The sequence below is a fragment of the Neobacillus drentensis genome, from assembly GCF_036962765.1.
In the GTDB taxonomy this organism is placed as follows: domain Bacteria; phylum Bacillota; class Bacilli; order Bacillales; family Cytobacillaceae; genus Neobacillus; species Neobacillus drentensis_C.
Genome location: NZ_JBALOS010000021.1, coordinates 12,959 through 30,290 on the forward strand (window position 1 = coordinate 12,959; position 17,332 = coordinate 30,290).

The following is a 17,332-nucleotide window of genomic DNA, read 5'->3' on the forward strand; positions in this document are numbered from 1 at the left end:
CGAGCCCCCAGAAAAAAGAAGCCAACGGTAACGAATAGACCCTAATCGTGCCCGTGACCACGGAAAAAAGAAGTCAACGGTAAAGGTTAATAGATCCACACACCCCACAAAACAGTTAGTTTTTCAAAAAGCCCCAATCTACAGAAATGAATCTCAAAAAGTGCATGGCCAATTTTTCCTCCTTTGTCAGTATCAATCGTTTGACGTAAATCTAGATTTAATATATTATCAATTCGAGATACTCACATCAAAGATATCAAAAAGGAGAGTTTAAATAAATGAACATATTAGTAGTGAAAGCAAATAACCGTCCAGCTTCTGAAGCTGTTTCTAGTAAAATGTATGAAACTTTCATGGAGAACTTAAAAGGCGTAAATGTAACAACTTACGATGTATTTGCCGAAGATATGCCTTACTTTGGTCAAGATTTATTCAATGCTTTCGGTAAATTACAATCTGGTGAAGAGTTAACTGATGTTGAGCAACATATTGTTGCTGCGAAACAAAAAGCAATGGATGCTCTTTCTGCAGCAGATGTTGTTGTATTTGCATTCCCGCTATGGAACTTAACCATCCCAGCAAAATTGCATACATTCATCGATTATGTAGCTGGAGCAGGTTTCACTTTCAAATACACTGAAGCTGGCGTAGTCGGCTTGATGTCTGACAAAAAGGCTGTTATCCTAACTGCACGCGGCGGTATTTACTCAACACCTGAAGCAGCTCCAATGGAAATGGCAGCTACTTATATTAAAAATATGGTAGGCGGCTTATTCGGAATGGAAATCGTTGATGAAGTTATCATCGAAGGTCACAATGCTGCTCCAGATCAAGCACAAACGATTATTGCGGAAGGTCTAGCAAAAGTGGCCGAAGTAGCAAAGAATTTTTCAGCAGTAACAGCGTAAGTCGAATTTAAAGATTATGATTTGTTAAAAGGGCCCTGGTGAGAGCCTCTCCAAGGGCTTCTTTATTGCATTTCTCCTGTCATAAAACATTTACTTCAAGAAGAAAATAAAGAAGGATAGAATATCTTATTTCGATCAAGACAATTGATTTACATCAACTCCGCTAACAAAAAGGCTTCGCATCCCGCGAAGCCTTTTTGTCATGCTTAAAATTCCTTTAAAGAGTACCTAATTGCAGCATTTTTTAATCGATGAAAAGGGACAATAATTTTCATATATTCCTAGGAAGGGTTAGGTAATATTTATTCGAATCATATCGAAAAAACAAGATTGATAAAGGAATTCTGTTCATCTTGAATTTGGCCTTTTGAGGTTTGCTGTAAAGGTTGTAACATTTTTATCTACCTTGTAAGAATCTTAATATAATTAGCAAAAATGTTACCCATTCTTTAAATGCAATCCCAAACCTCTATGTTAAGATGATGCAAAGCCACTTTTTCTGGGAGTATTTTTTGATATTAAATATAAGTGGCGAAACATTACCCATTCTTATATGAATGGTTGAATGTATAAAAGGAGGTCTTTTTTTGAAACGAAAATTTCAGGCAATGTTTCTTGCCATAACGATGCTTTTCTCTGTTCCTTCTGTCAGCTTTGCAGACGTAGCGAAAGGAGATGTCATTGTTACATTAGGAGAAGACCTAACCGAACAGCAAAAAAATGAAATGTTAGCAGAGTTAGCGGTACCGGAAAACGCACAAATTATTACCGTATCCAATAAAGAAGAGCATGATTATTTAGGGGAGTCTATACCTAAGGCACAAATTGGTTCCATTGCTATTTCATCAGCGAGCATCACAACTGGTGCCAAAGATTCCGGGTTAGAAGTTCAAACGAACAATATTACATGGGTTACGGATGAAATGTATACAAATGCCTTGACTACAGCGGGTGTAAAGGATGCAACCATTCAGATTGCCGCTCCATTTTCTGTTACAGGTACAGCTGCTTTGACGGGAATTATGAAAGCTTATGAAACGAAAACTAATGAAGAAATTCCTGAAGAAATCAAAAAAGTGGCTAATGAAGAAATGGTGACAACCGCACAGCTCGGGGACTCCATTGGAGCGGACAATGCTGCTGCTCTCATGGGAAAAGTTAAGGATGAAATCGCCAAGAATGAACCGAAAACAGAAGCTGACTTGCGTACATTAATTGAACAAGTTGCCACGGAGCTTGGGATTACTTTAACAGATGCAGAGTTAGATATGTTAGTAGACTTCTTCAACAAACTAAAGGCTATGGATATTGACTGGAACCAAGTAAAAGAACAAATAAATGTTACGACAGAAAAAATCTCGACATTTTTGCAATCTGAAGATGGTCAGTCATTTTTACAAAAGCTGCAAGATTTCTTAAATCACTTACTTGAAGAGATTCGCGTCCTCTTTGCTTAATGAAAAAAGGTTGATATTGCAAACTATCAAAATAAAACTTCTTTATTATAAGGAAAAACAAAGGGAGAAAGAAAATGAGGAAAGTGAAAGATTAAATCATCAAAATCATACTTTGGTGGGAGCACTACGGTCTAAAAGGGATGCAAAAGACGCTTCCCATCATTCCGTACGTGTCGATTCGGTACTAAATGGATCGATAACCACGGAGAATCTTAATTCAAGGTCACGAAAGGAGAAGGATCATGCATGAAGAAAATAATATTTCCTCTTATTGCAGGAATCATGGCTATTACGCTAACAGCTTGTGGTTCAAATGATAAAGGTGCACAATCCAATCATAGTAAAGAGCAAACTAAAACTGCTCAAACCGAGCAACAAGATCAAGAGAAACAGATGAAAGAAATGCAGAAGAAGCTAGATAAGCAAAAAATAGACGAGAAGAAAACCGTTGCTATCATCAATGATGAAAAGGTTTTAGGTAGTGACTATAATATGGTGTTATAATCTCTACAAATGCAAATGCAACAAATGGGACAAGATCCTACTTCTGAAGAAGCAGCCAAACATGTGAAAGAACAAACTATCGATAGCTTAGTGGGACAAACGTTGATTCTTCAAGAAGCAGATAAAAAAGGGTATCAAGCGTCGGATGACGAGGTAGAAAAACAACTAGCCAAAATGAAAGAATCGTATAAAGATGATACCAAATTTGAAGATGCTATGAAATTAGCTGGTTTGGATATGACGACCCTAAAAGCCAAAACTGCTGAGAATATTCAATACATGAAGTACATGGAGAAAGAAATACCAGTAGGACAAGTAACGGATGAAGAAATTCAATCCTATTATAATCAATCAGCCCAGCAAGCAGGTGCCGGTGGTCAAAAACTTCCAAAGTTAGAAGATGTGAAACCGCAAATTAAGCAACAACTTGAACAACAACACCAACAAGAACAGCTCACTAAAGTGGTAGAAGAGCTTAAGAAAAATGCTAAAGTTGACATTAAAATCTAATGAGTTCCGTGCCAGTCACTCCACAATATTTGTTGAAGGATAAGTAAACAGTGACTGGAGCTGTTGTTCCAATTTTGTTCCATAATTATCGACATTGTTCTTCCTGGTTGGAAGCGGAATCCCTTCATTACAAAAGGCTAGTCGTATATCTAATCAATCGTTTAGTTAACAATCTTTTGTAGAAACCCGTCAAAGTTTGTAAAAGGATACTTTTTTTATCAAGTTTTGAAGATTGGTAGCGAAAATGGAATCTTATTATTCGACAAAAACCTTTCTTCTTTACGGATCAAATTTCGTTTTTCAAAAGGGTTCGACCCACATTTAATCAAACGATTGATTAGGGATAACATTTGTCAAAGTTTGTTACATTACCGTTAACTGTGCTTTAAGAGAGAGTGAATAGGAACGTTAGTTCGGTAAAAATGCAACTAAAGTAACTGTTCTAATAGATTCTGAATTGTTAAACTATTAGCAACTCCCAAGAATATACAGAAAATAATTCTGTCAGGAGGGATACGAATGGAGGAAAAATTACATTTATTTCCGTATCAAGTGATTGAAAAGGTCGAAGTGGTGTCTGAGGTGCCAAAAGGGATTGAGCTTATTGCAGCTCCAAAAATCTGGGAGAAATCGAAAGGTAAGGGAATCACGGTTGCGATCTTGGACACAGGCTGCGATGTCAATCATCCTGATTTAAGTGAGCGGATTATGGGTGGACGGAATTTCACGGATGATGATAATGGAAATCCTGATGTATACACTGACTATAATGGCCATGGAACCCATGTGGCTGGCACCATTGCTGCCGCCCAAAACGGTACAGGAGTCATTGGTGTTGCACCTGAAGCAAGTTTACTGATTTTAAAGGTGCTTGATAAAAATGGATCAGGGCAATATGACTGGATCATAAATGGAATTAACTATGCCGTTGAACAAAAGGTGGATATCATCTCCATGAGCCTCGGCGGTCCTGAAGATGTACCTGAGTTGCATCAAGCGATTCAAAACGCAATCGCTAAGCAAATTCTAGTCGTTTGTGCTGCTGGAAATGAGGGAGATGGACAGGAATCTTCAGATGAATTCTCCTATCCTGGTAGCTACAATGAAGTCATCAGCGTCGGAGCCATTAATCTGCAACGCCGTTCTTCTGAATTTTCAAATTCGAATAATGAAGTCGACTTAGTAGGTCCTGGTGAAGAAATCCTTTCTACGTATATAAACGGAACTTATGCAATCTTGAGCGGAACTTCGATGGCAACACCGCATATATCCGGTGCACTTGCGCTCATAAAAGAGATTGCCAACAAACACTTTGAGCGAAATCTGACCGAGCCTGAGCTGTATGCCCAATTAATCAAGAGAACGGTTCCTCTAGGAAACTCTCCAAAACTCGAAGGCAACGGATTGCTGTACTTAACAGCGGAGGACTACCTATCGGATGTGTTCAACCAAAAATTATCTGCTCAAGCGTTGAAAATATAATGGAAAAGCTAGATGTGCTTTACAGTGAATGGGAAACAGCTAAGTCAGACTTTTTAAATGATAAAGAAAATCGACCCTATTATGATGAAATGAAAGATAAGGAAGTTAGGAATCAATACTATCAGAGCATATCATTCACGGATGCTAATCTGTCAGACAGCCTTCATGCATTGCTTGAAAAAACACATACAGATCAGTTAAACTACAGCCCGCACCGTTTTGTGTACCCTTGGGTTGATTTGCAAGAAAACGGCTCATTAAAAAGCCTTTATTCTGGAAAAGGGATGAATCCACTTTCTGTCATAGAGGAGGACATTCGGCTCCATGAAATGCAAGCAAAAGGGTTAATCGGCATCTTTTCGGAAGAACTATTAAACTGTGAACATGTAGTTCCTCAATCATGGTTCGATAAAAAAGAACCGATGAGAGGAGACTTGCATCATCTATTTGCCTGCGAACCCACCTGCAATAGCAGTCGCAGCAACCATCCTTACTATGATTTCCACGATTATGTCCCTGAAGGATGGCTTCTAGGAATCAAAGATGGCTGCGGCAAGGCGGAAGAAAGTAAATTCGAACCAGAATACGGCAAAGGAATCGTTGCCAGAGCAACACTCTATTTCCTAATTCGCTATCCAAACACAATAAAAAAAGAACTAGAGAATGTCTCTTTATTGCTAAAATGGCATCAAACCTTTCCAGTCTCCATCTATGAAAAGCATCGCAACCTAGCGATCCATGAACTTCAAGGCAATCGGAACCCATTTATTGATTTTCCAGAGATGGCAGAGAGTATTGTAACCATATAAAAATGAAGTGATTGATTGGAAACTCATTTGCAATATTGAATTGCAAATGAGTTTTTATTGAATCATTACCCTAAGTTTTAGGTTTTATTTTGTTAGCCAAGGGGAAAGATGGTAAGGATAACTTGGAAAGGGAGGAATGAAAAATGGATGTTCCATTCACATCAAAAGAAGTCATTACTCAGATCCAGAAGTTACAGAACCAAGGTGATTCTCTACGTAAAAAAGAGGTAAAGCAACTTTATCCTGATTTAATGAGGAGTGCTTTGTATTACTACCCAAGTTGGCAACATGCCGTAGAAGAAAGTCAAGTAGGATAGCCTATCTAACTTCCATCAAGACAATTGATTAACATGAACGCTGCTAACAAAAAGGCTTCGCTCCCCGCGAAGCCTTTTTGTCTTGCTTAGAGTGTGATTTATCGTATGTAGCCGTTTTGGGCAAAGGATTTTAAATAAGGTTGGTACTTAACGTTGTATATCCGCATTTTGCTGATGGTACCCCCTTTTAAGTTTCCGTTTTTACACCAGAACCTACAAGTCCAATCTAACAAAGTTCAAGACGATCAGTTATTCATTAAATCCTCGCAATACTCCCGGATTAGTTTCGAGGCTTTCGTCTGGCTGATATCGAGGTCCTTTGCGACTTTTCTGGACGATTTGTGAGTTTGGTAAGCTCTTCTGATTAAGTACCGCTTCGTTTCGTCAATCGCTTTATCGAGCGAAGTGGGGAGAGCGAGCTGGGTGACTTGTTCAACGTTGTCGGTGATCATATCCGGCAAGTCGGCTACCTGGATGATTGAGTCGCTAATGACGACTAACCGTTCAATCAAGTTTTCGAGCTGTCGTACATTTCCCGGCCACGAATAATGGATTAATAGATTCAGGCATTCTTCCGAGATGACTTTGTTGTCCTGGTATTTTTTATTGAATTGGTGTAAAAAGTTGTACGTGAGCGGAATGATATCTTCTTTGCGCTCACGCAGCGGCGGCAGGTGGATGTCGATCACATTCAGCCGGTAAAATAAATCTTCCCGGAATCTTTTGTCATTGACCATTTCAATTAAGTCCCGGTTTGTTGCAGCGATGATACGGATATCGACTTTTTTCAATTCGCTGCTGCCGATGGGAATGAACTGTTTATCCTGGATGACTTGTAAAAGCTTTGCCTGCAGGGCGAGCGGCATTTCCCCAATTTCATCAAGAAAAACTGTACCGCCGTTCGCTGCTTCGATCAATCCCGGTTTTCCGGTTTTGTTTGCGCCAGTAAATGCCCCTTTTGAATAGCCGAATAGTTCCGATTCGAGCAGCTCTTCCGGAATGGCCGCACAGTTAATCGTCAGGAACGCGCCGCTTTTCCGCTTGCTGATCCGGTGGATGTACTGAGCGAGTACGCCTTTTCCTGTTCCTGATTCTCCCTGGATTAAAATCGTGGAATCTGTTGGCGCCACTTTTTCGCAAAAAGCTAGGATTCGGTTGATTTTGCTGCTATTCGTAATGAACTGGCCTGTTTTTTCTTCCTCTTGAGTGGTTTTTGACTCATTGCTCGTTCCAATTGCTTTTCCCATTTTATATGTCTGCAATTCGGTCGACGTGATGACGACTAGTTCGATTTCCCCCTCGTCATTTAAGATGGGAATCGCCGACGTCATCAGTTCCGCCCCGATATACGTCTGCTGCCTCATGTAGCAAGGCTTTTTTCTTTTATACACTTCCGGCACAATGGATGGTTTCCAGTAGCCTTTTTCAAATAATTCGACATTGTATTTGCCGATGACATCACTCGGCTTCAGCCCATAATGGCGCTCACAGACCTGGTTCACATAAAGAATCCGCTTTTCGCCGTCAAGGACGAAAATTTCATCTTTGGAATGATCGAGAATTTTTAAAAGAGTTTGCAGCGTCATCTCAATATTGCCTGTTGCATCAGGACTTTTCATAGAATGATCCTCTCTTTTCTAAAGGTGATGAGTTAATTCTGACAAAAATGTGACCATATTGAGTTAATTATAACTCAATATGAAAGCGTTTTTTATAAAAATCAAAATTTTTTGTTTGTTTGCACTGTTTAGAAAAGTTGGCACAATAATTGCATATATAAAATTGTCAGGAAGCAAGGTAAGTATGTTGTTAACGTTGTTAATTGTTGTACTATTTTAAATATTTAATAAGAGTCTTTGCCAGCAAGTACTTAAAAATCATTTATTTATGAAGGAGAATGAATTATGGCTTATAACACAGTAGAAAATGCAACCAATCGGACATTTGAAAGAACATTGACTTATGACAAATACACAGACCCGAAAGTACTTGAAAAAGAAATGGATCTAGTTTTCTCTAAATCTTGGCAGCTTGTGGGGCATGTCAGTCAGTTAGAAAAAGTAGGTGCTTTCTTTACGACGGAAGTAGCTAACGAACCGATTATCGTGACGCGTGGCCAGGATGAAGTCATCCGCGCTTTTTATAACGTCTGTCCGCACCGTGCCACAAAGCTTGAAAAAAACGAGTCAGGTAAGAAGAAAATTTTACAATGTGCCTACCATGGCTGGACATTTAAATTAGATGGGCAATTAAACAAAGCACCTAACTTTAAAGGTGAGGATGCAGCGTGTGTAAAAGATGCTTGTTTACGCTCAGTCCGCATGGAAATCTTGGAATCTTTAATCTTTGTCAACTTGGACGATAACGCGAAGCCGCTTAGCGAATCTTACGGCGATTTCTTCGACCGCTTGAGCAAATATCCGTTTTTAAGTGAGTTAAAAAGAACAAACCAAACATCACGGGTGATTAAAGCGAACTGGAAAGCGTTTATTGACAATTATTTAGAGTGTGACCACTGTCATGTCGCCCATCCAAGCTTCGTTGCAGCCCTTGACATGGATGATTATCAAATCATTACATGTGAAAATTATTCATTACAAGGCTCCATGGTTAAACCGGATAAAAATTATGGAACAGTCGATTTAAATCAGGCGGAAATGCAAGGCGGATCTTTCTTCTGGTTGTGGCCTAACCTAATGTTGACCATTTATCCGGGTCCTGGCAATATGGCGACAATTCAATTGGTGCCGATTGATCATGAAACAACTTTGATTCTTTATACTTATTATTTCCGTGATGAGAATTTGACTCAAGAAGAAAAAGACTTAGTTGCTTTTGCTGAACAAGTTCGCCTGGAAGATGTGGAACTTGTCGAGTTAGAACAAATCGGTTTCCGCTCTCGTGCATTTAACAAAGGAAGATATTCGTCTTCAGAAAAAGCAATTGTACAATTTCATGAAATGGTATTGGAGGCCCTCAATGAGTAATTTAGCGAATGAAGTAAAAGCGACAAAGCAGTTTTTGATGATCAATGGCGAAAAAGTAGAAACAGCAAGATATGCTCCTCTTTACTCCCCTTATTCTGGGGAAGAAATCGCTCAAATTGCGATGGCGGATAAACACCAGACGGTTCAGGCAATTGCGGCGGCCTACAAGGCACGCGAAAGTATGGCAAAAATGCCAGCGTATCAGCGTGCGGAGATTTTGGAAAACGTTGTGGCGATCTTAAAAGAGAAAGCGGCCGAAGCGGCTGAAGTCATTTCTCGTGAATCAGCGAAGCCTATAATGTTCGCCAAAGCTGAAGTGGAGAGAACCATTGAAACGTATAAATTTGCATCGGAAGAAGCAAAAAGAATTCACGGAGAAACGATTCCTTTTGATGCAGCGACTGGCGGTGTCGGCCGAATTGGCTACACGGTTAGAGAACCGATTGGGGTGATTGGTGCGATCACACCGTTTAACTTCCCGATGAATCTTGTTGCTCATAAAGTCGGGCCGGCGATTGCGGCTGGCAATACGATTGTCTTGAAGCCAGCATCGCAAACACCTCTATCTGCTCTTTTTATAGCGGAAATTTTTGAACAAGCGGGTCTTCCAGTAGGCGTATTAAATGTGGTAACAGGTCCCGGCGGCACGGTCGGGGACGCGATTGTCGAAGACGACCGCGTAAGCATGGTTACATTCACAGGAAGTCCTGGCGTCGGTATCGGTATCCGGAACAAGGCCGGCTTGAAAAAGACGACACTAGAACTCGGTTCAAACGCCGCCTTAATTATCGACAAGGATATTGACATCGATTCCATTATTGACCGCTGCATTATGGGTGCTTTCTCTAACCAAGGGCAAGTATGTATTTCCCTACAGCGTGTGTATGCGCATGAAGATGTGTATGAAGAATTTGTTGCGAAGTTCACGGAAGCGGCGAAGAAGCTGAAAATCGGCGACCCGCTTGATCCGGACACGTATATTTCCGCTTTAATCTCTAAAGGGGAAGCTGAACGTGTCCTGGGCTGGATCGAAGAATCGAAAGGCGGCAAGGCAACAATCACTGCGGGCGGCAAACTGCAAGATGGCGTGCTTGAGCCAACCATCATTATCGATGCGGACCATTCGTTAAAAGTTTCTTGTCAGGAAGCCTTTGCTCCGGTTGTCGTTGTAAACAAAGTGCGTTCGATTGAAGAAGCGATTGAGCAGGTGAATGATTCTCGCTTCGGATTACAGGCCGGAATTTACACAAACAATGTGAAAAATGCTTTGTACGCTTCACAGGAATTGCATGTGGGCGGGGTCATGATTAATGACGTACCGACCTATCGTGTCGACCAAATGCCATACGGCGGTGTGAAAGATAGTGGGACAGGCCGTGAAGGAATCAAATACGCTGTGGAAGAAATGACTGAAATGAAATTGGTCGTTTGGAACCAAGGCTAAAAAACGAGGGAGATCATTGTGAAGCAATTTAAAATAGCAGTTATCGCCGGAGACGGCATTGGCCCTGAAGTCATTAATGAAGGGGTCAAAGTATTAAAAAAAGTGGCCGAACTTGATTCGGGTTTTCAATTTGATTTTACTTACTTTCCATGGGGCTGCGAATTTTACGCAAAAAATGGAAAAATGATGGATGATGATGGAATCGAGCAGCTCAAAGAGTTTGATGCGATTTATTTGGGTGCAGTCGGGTTTCCGGGCGTCCCGGACCATATTTCCCTGTGGGACTTATTGTTAAAAATACGAAAAAGCTTCGATCAGTATGTGAATATTCGGCCTGTAACGCTGTTAAAAGGAGCGCACTTGCCGCTTGTCGACGTGAAACGCGAAGACATCGATATGCTGTTCATTCGCGAAAACAGTGAAGGTGAATATTCAGGCGCAGGTGACTGGCTGTTTAAAGGGCAGGAGCACGAAGTCGTTATGCAAAACGGTGTCTTTTCTCGTAAAGGCACGGAGCGAATCATTCGTTACGCGTTTGAAAAGGCGAAAAAAGAAGGCAGATCGCTGACGAGCATTTCTAAAGCAAACGCCCTTAATTACTCGATGGTTTTCTGGGATCAGGTATTTGAAGAAGTGAGCTCAGACTATCCGGAAGTCGAAACGGCTTCTTATCTCGTCGACGCAGCGGCGATGCTGATGATAAAAGATCCAAAACGCTTTGAAGTCGTTGTGACTTCGAACTTGTTCGGCGATATTTTAACGGATTTGGGCGCTGCCATCGCTGGCGGGATCGGCCTCGCTGCTGGAGCTAATATCAATCCCGAAAGAGACTTTCCATCAATGTTTGAGCCGATTCATGGGTCGGCTCCTGATATTGCCGGACAGCAGATTGCTAATCCGCTTGCCGCTATTTGGTCCGCAAGCCAAATGCTCGACTTTTTCGGCTATGAAGCATACGGAAAAGTAGTGTTGGATGCGATCGAACAACTTTTGGTGGAAAATGAGGTTTTGACACCGGATATGAAAGGAACTTCTTCTACGTCAGAGGTTGGAAACCGTGTCGTAGACCTGATGAAATCAATCGTTTATTCTCAAAAGGTGAAAAGCTGATAGACAGATAGATGATCTGCTTTATTAGGTAGGCTCTTTTCGTAAACTTTGTTGCTTTTGGAGCTTTATAAGAGTCATTTACTAAGTTTCTAGGCAATTTTCGCAAATGTTCTTACGAAAAGATGCCACGAAGCATCTAGTTATACGGGTTGATGAACTTATACGAAAAACAACAATCTCTGCGAAAATAGCCATTAGGTATTACATAGAAGGTTGCGTATTGGCCTTTTATGTAATACCCCTTTCATATTTGTTTTCAAAAATTTAAAGCGTTTTCAAACATGGTGCTAAACTCACTTGTTTTTTGATTATTAATACTCTACTCTAGTAGAATTCGAAACAACCAGAGAATTTAAAGTCTGAAAATTCATACTAATTTTTCGTGAGGGGGAATTTCTGAGTGAAAGTTTTAATTTGGATCCTTGCAATAATTCCTATCATTGGTGCGTTCACGGTCGTAAACCGGATCGAGCCTTATATATTTGGGTTACCCTTCATTGTTTTTTGGGCGACTGCCTGGCTCGTTTTAACTTCTGTATTTTTATTCATTACTAATATTTTGTTAGATAGACAGGAGGGGACTAAATGATTAGCTCTATCATCATTCTTATCGGTACTTTTCTTCTTGCTTTCTATTTGGGGATCCGTGCTCGCAAAGGACAACAGCTCGAAGAATGGGCTGTAGGTGGCCGTAATTTTGGTCCAATCGTCATGTTTGTGTTAATGGCCGGTGAAATTTTTACAACGTATGTATTTCTGGGAGGAACCGGCGGAACCTACCGCATGGGAGGCCCGATCATTTATATCTTCAACGCCTTCTGTTATATTGTGCCGTTCTGGATTTTGCCTCCGATTTGGCGTTATGCCAAAAAACATCGTGTGATTACTCAATCTGACTTTTTTGCAAAGAAGTATGACAGTAAATCACTCGGGTTATTAGTAGCCATCGTCGGTGTTGTTTCGATGATTCCTTATATCGTTTTACAGTTAAAAGGACTTAAAATCATTGTTTCAGAGGCTTCATATGGCGCGATTTCACCGAACTTAGCGGTGTGCATTGGGGTGGTTGCGGTCACGATATTTGTGACATTGTCCGGTATTCACGGTTCAGCCTCAACAGCCATTTTAAAAGACATTCTCCTTCTCGTTGTCATTCTATTTTTAGGTATTTATCTGCCGTATCACTATCACGGCGGAATCAAGCCGATGTTTGAAACATTGGATAAGGCAAAGCCGGAGTTTTTATTAATTCCGAAAGAAGGATACAGTATATCCTGGTATATTTCGACCTGTTTAACCATCGGATTAGGGCAATATATGTGGCCTCAATGCTTCGGGGCAAGCTTATCATCTAAAAATGAAAGGACGTTGCGACAGAATGCTGCTATTTTGCCGCTTTACCAAATCGTTTTAGTATTCATTTTATTCATTGGTTTCACAGCCCTTTTACAAATTCCAAATTTACAAGGAGCAGATACAGATTTAGCTCTCTTTAAAATCGCAAAAGCAACTTTCGATCCGTGGGTGGTCGGAGTCATAGGAGCCGCCGGTATCTTAACCGCACTCGTTCCGTGTTCGATGTTATTACTAACAGCTTCGACGATTTTATCGAAAAATATATATAAGGCGATCAAACCGAATACCACCGATGAGCAGATTGGGCGATACACGCGTAGGTTTGTCCCTATCGTGGCGCTAATCGCATTATTTTTCACTTTTTTCGGCGGAAACAGTATTATTGCCTTGCTGATTATGGCTTACAGCTTTGTGCTGCAATTATTCCCTCCACTGCTTTGCAGCCTATGGAAGAAAAACCCTGTAAACAAAGCAGGCGCATCTGCAGGAATAATAACCGGTGTCATCATGGTTGCTTATGTAACCCTAACTAGTTCAACTATGGGGACGTTCTTTCCGAAAGCCCCACAGTTTATAAAAGATCTTGATGTCGGTATAGCGGCCCTTGTCGTTAACATTGTTTTCATGTTCGCGGTCAGTGCATTTACTAGAACATCAGTCAAAATAAAGACAGAGATTGAGACAAAAGCGGTATAACCATTATCGAATAGCCAGCCTTTATCCTACAGGTTTACTTTTTAGGTGCAAACAAGATGCTAAAGGTTGAACAAGAAGCGTTAAAAGTTTAGTTTAAAAAAACCTAATCACTTATCCCCAACTAACCTACAAAGGATGTTTCTTTGTAGGTTTTTTTAATACCAAGCAAAATTTATATTGATTATGATCGCTGAGAGGACACGCAATTGTACGTGTCTTTTTTGTTAATAAATCTGTTGCTTGAGTTCGCCGGTGCGTATTTATTTTAAAATTTCTTCATTATCATAGTTTTTTAAAGCCCATACTACATGATCGTTTGCATAGAGAGTGACTTCATCTAAACCTACTTCGACAAATTCCCCGTTTACAAAAGCAGCCCAATGTATATTTTTCTTCGGAATGGAGTTAATACCGTTGATGGATATAATATTACCCTTGGATTCCTCTACGTCAAATGTCCTTTTCGTCACTTCGTATAATGTTTCTCCTTCTTGAAATGAAACTTCTTTTGAAACAATAGTCTCTTTATTGTCGTTGATAATTCTGAAAGTGCCCGTCGTTTCTATTGCAAGTGTTGGGAAATAGACAAAAAAGAGAAATAGTGGTAAAAATATCGCTATCCTTTTAATAAGCATTTTTTAATCTCCTTTTAGCGTATTTGATTCATATTGTAAGCAATTTGGCGGAAATTATTGATTTAATTGTTAAATTAAAGGGGGCATTTATAGAGATGCTTTTTTAATCCAGTATCTACAAAAGAAAATCTCACAAAACTGTTGAAAATCACTACATATTTATTGTCACTTACTACATATTTATAGGCACTTACCACATAATTACGGAAACTTACTACATATTTTACGAAACTTACGACATTTCCTGGATATTAATTGGAAATCCACTAAACCCCCAGCCGCTTATTACATCAGACTCTTATTACTTTATTTAAGCTTGATCGATTTAAGATTTATCAGGTAACTGAGAAGATAACTAGGGTGGTTGGAGATTTTTCGGATTAATTGTGGTGAACCGTACCATAAATAAATGAGGTTTTTTAGGACAAAAAAAGAAGAGGGAGTCTGGTACTGTTTAATAGTGCCTGACTCACTCTTTTTAAATTTAGAAAAAGAGTTACTATATTTGTCAATGAAGGTGTGAAGTCAGGATTTTTTGAGCATTCGCTTTTTCAGATAAGAAGGAGTAAGGGGTGATTAGATTGAACGATCCATTGACAGACTTTCAAATATCATTTCAACATATTGAATTACTAGTTCCAAGGATAAATAAAGGGATTCAACGTACCTCAATACCAACAGAAAGCCGCTAATTGAGAGAAATAAGTATCAAAAGAAGTTGGATTCGGCCTATTTTTCTTCATTCTATACCATCAAAAAGGGAGACGAAAATGATGAAAAGTGAATTAATGAGCATGTTAGAATCATGTAAGGAAGAAATTATAGCAATCCGCCGTCATTTACATGAAAATCCTGAGATTTCATTTGAAGAAGAGAAAACAGCTCAGTACATTGTGGATTTTTATAAAGATAAAGATGTTGACCTTCAAACGAATGTTGGAAATGGTTATGGCATTATCGTAACGATTAAAGGTGGAAAACCTGGAAAAACAATTGGTCTTCGCGCTGATTTTGATGCACTTCCAATTGAAGAAGAAACAGACTTACCATTTAAATCAAAGAATACAGGAGTCATGCATGCGTGTGGGCATGATGGACATACGGCTTACATGCTAGTTTTAGCTGACTGCTTAATTCAATTAAAAGACTCCATTCCAGGTACCATCAAAATCATTCACCAACATGCAGAAGAAGTACCACCAGGTGGAGCAAAAAGTATTGTCGAGTCTGGCTTGATTGACGATTTAGATGCGATTTATGGCATTCATTTGTTACCAATGGGACCTGCGGGAACAGTAGGGTATCATGCGGGGTATTCTTTCAATGGACGAGCATACATGAAATTGAAAATTCAAGGAAGAGGTGGACATGGTTCCTCTCCTCATCTAGCCAATGATGCCATTGTTGCTGCTTCGCATTTTGTTATAGCAACTCAAACCATTGTTAGCCGCAGATTAAGTCCTTTCGATGTGGGTGTTATCACCATTGGATCTTTTGATGGTAAAGGTACATTCAACGTGATCAAGGACAGCGTAGAGCTTGAAGGAGATATTCGCTATATGACTGTGGAAACAAAAGAAACGATTGAGAGAGAAGTTAAACGGATTGTAAAAGGAATTGAAGAAGAATTTGGCGTAACATGTGAGCTTACTTATACTCCAGATTATCCACCTTTATACAACAACCCTGAGCTTACGGCAAAGGTTGCAGAAAGTTTACGAAGCATGAATGATAAAGATATTAAAGAAGTGAAAGAATTTCCGGCAATGTCTCCATCCGAAGACTTTGCTTATTATGCTGAAAAATTCCCTGCCTGCTTCTTTTACATCGCATGTACACCAAAAGGAGTAGAAAATCCTTACTTTAATCATCATCCAAAATTTGATATCGATGAAGATGCACTCCTAGTAGCTGCGAAAACTGTTGGTCAAGTTGTTTGCAGTTATTATGAATTAGACTAAATGAAATTTAAAAAAATCATAACACATACTCCTTTTGATTTAGTATGTGTTATGGTTTTTTGTATGGAATCATTTTGAATGAATCAAAAGTGATAGTAAACATTTATTAACCTCATTTTGATTAATCACGGTGAACCGTATCATAAATAGGTGGTCAATCGAATAATTTAATAAAGTTAATGTACAAAAAACTGCAACCCCTTGGTACCTAAAGGGATTGCAGTTTTTTGTACATATATTGAGATCCTCAGGATAGCCCGGTTTTGGCTATGTTAGTTTAATATTTTTACTTTTAATTGTTTTACCCCAAAATTAATTGCATCTTGTTGAGAAGGAATAAAGACATCAATTCGATTTCCTTTAATGGCTCCACCAGTATCTCCGGCGGTTGCTTCACCATAGCCTTCTACATAAACTTTACTGCCAAGCGGTATAACATTTGGGTCAACTGCGATGACTTTTGCATTTGGATTTGATTTAAGGTCTATTCCAGTAGCCGTAGTACCTGAACATCCCTCACATGAAGCCGTATAGGCTGTAGCTTTCACAGTAATTTCCCTTGAACCTGTATTACTAGTTGATGCAGCTTCTTCTACCTCAGGTTCACTTTCCTTTGGTGCCTGCGCTACAGGCTTTGCAGATGCTGCTTGTGCCGCCTGCTTGATTGGTTTTTCTGTTACAACCTTAGTAGTAGTAGTATTTAAACCTTCATAGATTAATAGATTTAATCCAGGATGGATGAGATCGGTAGTTAATTGGTTCCATTCTTTAAGTTGCGGAACAGTTACACGATAATCCATGGAAATGTCCCATAGTGTGTCACCTTTTTTAACTGTATAATGTTTTTCCGGCGCAATGGTTAAAACATCGCCGGGGTGAATAAGGTCTGTAGTAAGATGATTCATCTTTTGAATATTTTCTAAAGAAGTATTATTTACGCGTGATAGATCCCAAAGGGTATCCCCTTTTTGTACAGTAATAGTTGCAGCTTGTACATTAGCACTTACAGTTACTGAGAGTACAGCAACTGCTATAATTGATATAATTCTTTTAAGCATTCTTTTACCCTCCATGTTCTTTGGTTGATAGGTTTTAGAAATAGTAACATAGAATTTTCTGAAACAGAGAACATGGAGATGATAAATAGTTTACATCC

Annotated in this window: 14 protein-coding genes and 1 pseudogene; 12 read left to right on the forward strand and 3 right to left on the reverse strand. The window is 39.6% G+C overall.

Annotation, left to right across the window (positions count from 1 at the left end):
• Positions 1 to 278: 278 nt before the first annotated feature.
• From V7137_RS03640 to V7137_RS03665, 6 genes and pseudogenes are all read left to right on the forward strand, one after another.
• Entirely contained in the window at positions 279 to 908 is a 630-nt protein-coding gene (locus V7137_RS03640) for an FMN-dependent NADH-azoreductase (RefSeq protein ID WP_335696800.1), read from the forward strand.
• A gap of 587 nt (positions 909 to 1,495) precedes the next feature.
• The gene (locus V7137_RS03645) at positions 1,496 to 2,365 is read left to right on the forward strand and encodes a DUF1002 domain-containing protein (protein WP_420490085.1); all 870 of its coding nucleotides are present in this window, start codon (positions 1,496 to 1,498) and stop codon (positions 2,363 to 2,365) included.
• Positions 2,366 to 2,611: 246 nt separating this feature from the next.
• A pseudogene (locus V7137_RS03650) lies at positions 2,612 to 3,379 on the forward strand (SurA N-terminal domain-containing protein).
• Between the two features lie 519 nt (positions 3,380 to 3,898).
• Positions 3,899 to 4,861: a S8 family peptidase gene (locus tag V7137_RS03655; RefSeq protein WP_335696801.1), complete on the forward strand. Its 963-nt coding sequence runs from the start codon at positions 3,899 to 3,901 to the stop codon at positions 4,859 to 4,861.
• A complete protein-coding gene (locus V7137_RS03660) occupies positions 4,861 to 5,670 on the forward strand; it encodes an endonuclease I family protein (protein ID WP_335696802.1) in 810 nt (269 codons plus the stop codon). The genes V7137_RS03655 and V7137_RS03660 overlap by 1 nt, the downstream gene beginning before the upstream one ends.
• A 143-nt stretch (positions 5,671 to 5,813) precedes the next feature.
• A complete protein-coding gene (locus V7137_RS03665; protein WP_335385157.1) occupies positions 5,814 to 5,987 on the forward strand; it encodes a hypothetical protein in 174 nt (57 codons plus the stop codon).
• Between the two features lie 245 nt (positions 5,988 to 6,232).
• On the opposite strand, the gene V7137_RS03670 is transcribed toward V7137_RS03665, so the two are convergent.
• Complete coding sequence (locus tag V7137_RS03670) at positions 6,233 to 7,606, reverse strand: sigma-54 interaction domain-containing protein (RefSeq protein WP_335696803.1); 1,374 nt, start codon at positions 7,604 to 7,606, stop codon at positions 6,233 to 6,235.
• A gap of 285 nt (positions 7,607 to 7,891) precedes the next feature.
• On the opposite strand from V7137_RS03670, the gene V7137_RS03675 reads away from it, so the two are divergent.
• From V7137_RS03675 to V7137_RS03695, 5 genes are all read left to right on the forward strand, one after another.
• Positions 7,892 to 8,974, forward strand: coding sequence for an aromatic ring-hydroxylating oxygenase subunit alpha (locus V7137_RS03675; RefSeq protein WP_335696804.1), 1,083 nt, complete (start codon positions 7,892 to 7,894; stop codon positions 8,972 to 8,974).
• Positions 8,967 to 10,418: an aldehyde dehydrogenase family protein gene (locus V7137_RS03680; RefSeq protein WP_335696805.1), complete on the forward strand. Its 1,452-nt coding sequence runs from the start codon at positions 8,967 to 8,969 to the stop codon at positions 10,416 to 10,418. Before V7137_RS03675 ends, V7137_RS03680 begins: the two co-directional genes overlap by 8 nt.
• An 18-nt stretch (positions 10,419 to 10,436) precedes the next feature.
• Positions 10,437 to 11,528: a tartrate dehydrogenase gene (locus V7137_RS03685; RefSeq protein WP_335696806.1), complete on the forward strand. Its 1,092-nt coding sequence runs from the start codon at positions 10,437 to 10,439 to the stop codon at positions 11,526 to 11,528.
• Between the two features lie 400 nt (positions 11,529 to 11,928).
• The gene (locus tag V7137_RS03690; protein WP_218346251.1) at positions 11,929 to 12,117 is read left to right on the forward strand and encodes a DUF3311 domain-containing protein; all 189 of its coding nucleotides are present in this window, start codon (positions 11,929 to 11,931) and stop codon (positions 12,115 to 12,117) included.
• Positions 12,114 to 13,580 carry a sodium:solute symporter family protein gene (locus V7137_RS03695; protein WP_335696807.1) on the forward strand — a complete coding sequence of 489 codons (1,467 nt, stop codon included), beginning with the start codon at positions 12,114 to 12,116 and terminating at the stop codon, positions 13,578 to 13,580. The genes V7137_RS03690 and V7137_RS03695 overlap by 4 nt, the downstream gene beginning before the upstream one ends.
• 260 nt (positions 13,581 to 13,840) lie before the next feature.
• Here V7137_RS03695 and V7137_RS03700 read toward each other — a convergent pair whose 3' ends face one another.
• A complete protein-coding gene (locus V7137_RS03700) occupies positions 13,841 to 14,215 on the reverse strand; it encodes a DUF4430 domain-containing protein (RefSeq protein WP_335696808.1) in 375 nt (124 codons plus the stop codon).
• Between the two features lie 773 nt (positions 14,216 to 14,988).
• On the opposite strand from V7137_RS03700, the gene V7137_RS03705 reads away from it, so the two are divergent.
• Positions 14,989 to 16,176 (forward strand): amidohydrolase, encoded by a 1,188-nt coding sequence (locus V7137_RS03705; protein ID WP_335696809.1) that lies wholly within the window; start codon positions 14,989 to 14,991, stop codon positions 16,174 to 16,176.
• A gap of 272 nt (positions 16,177 to 16,448) precedes the next feature.
• Here V7137_RS03705 and V7137_RS03710 read toward each other — a convergent pair whose 3' ends face one another.
• Positions 16,449 to 17,234: a 3D domain-containing protein gene (locus V7137_RS03710; RefSeq protein ID WP_335696810.1), complete on the reverse strand. Its 786-nt coding sequence runs from the start codon at positions 17,232 to 17,234 to the stop codon at positions 16,449 to 16,451.
• Positions 17,235 to 17,332 lie beyond the last annotated feature (98 nt).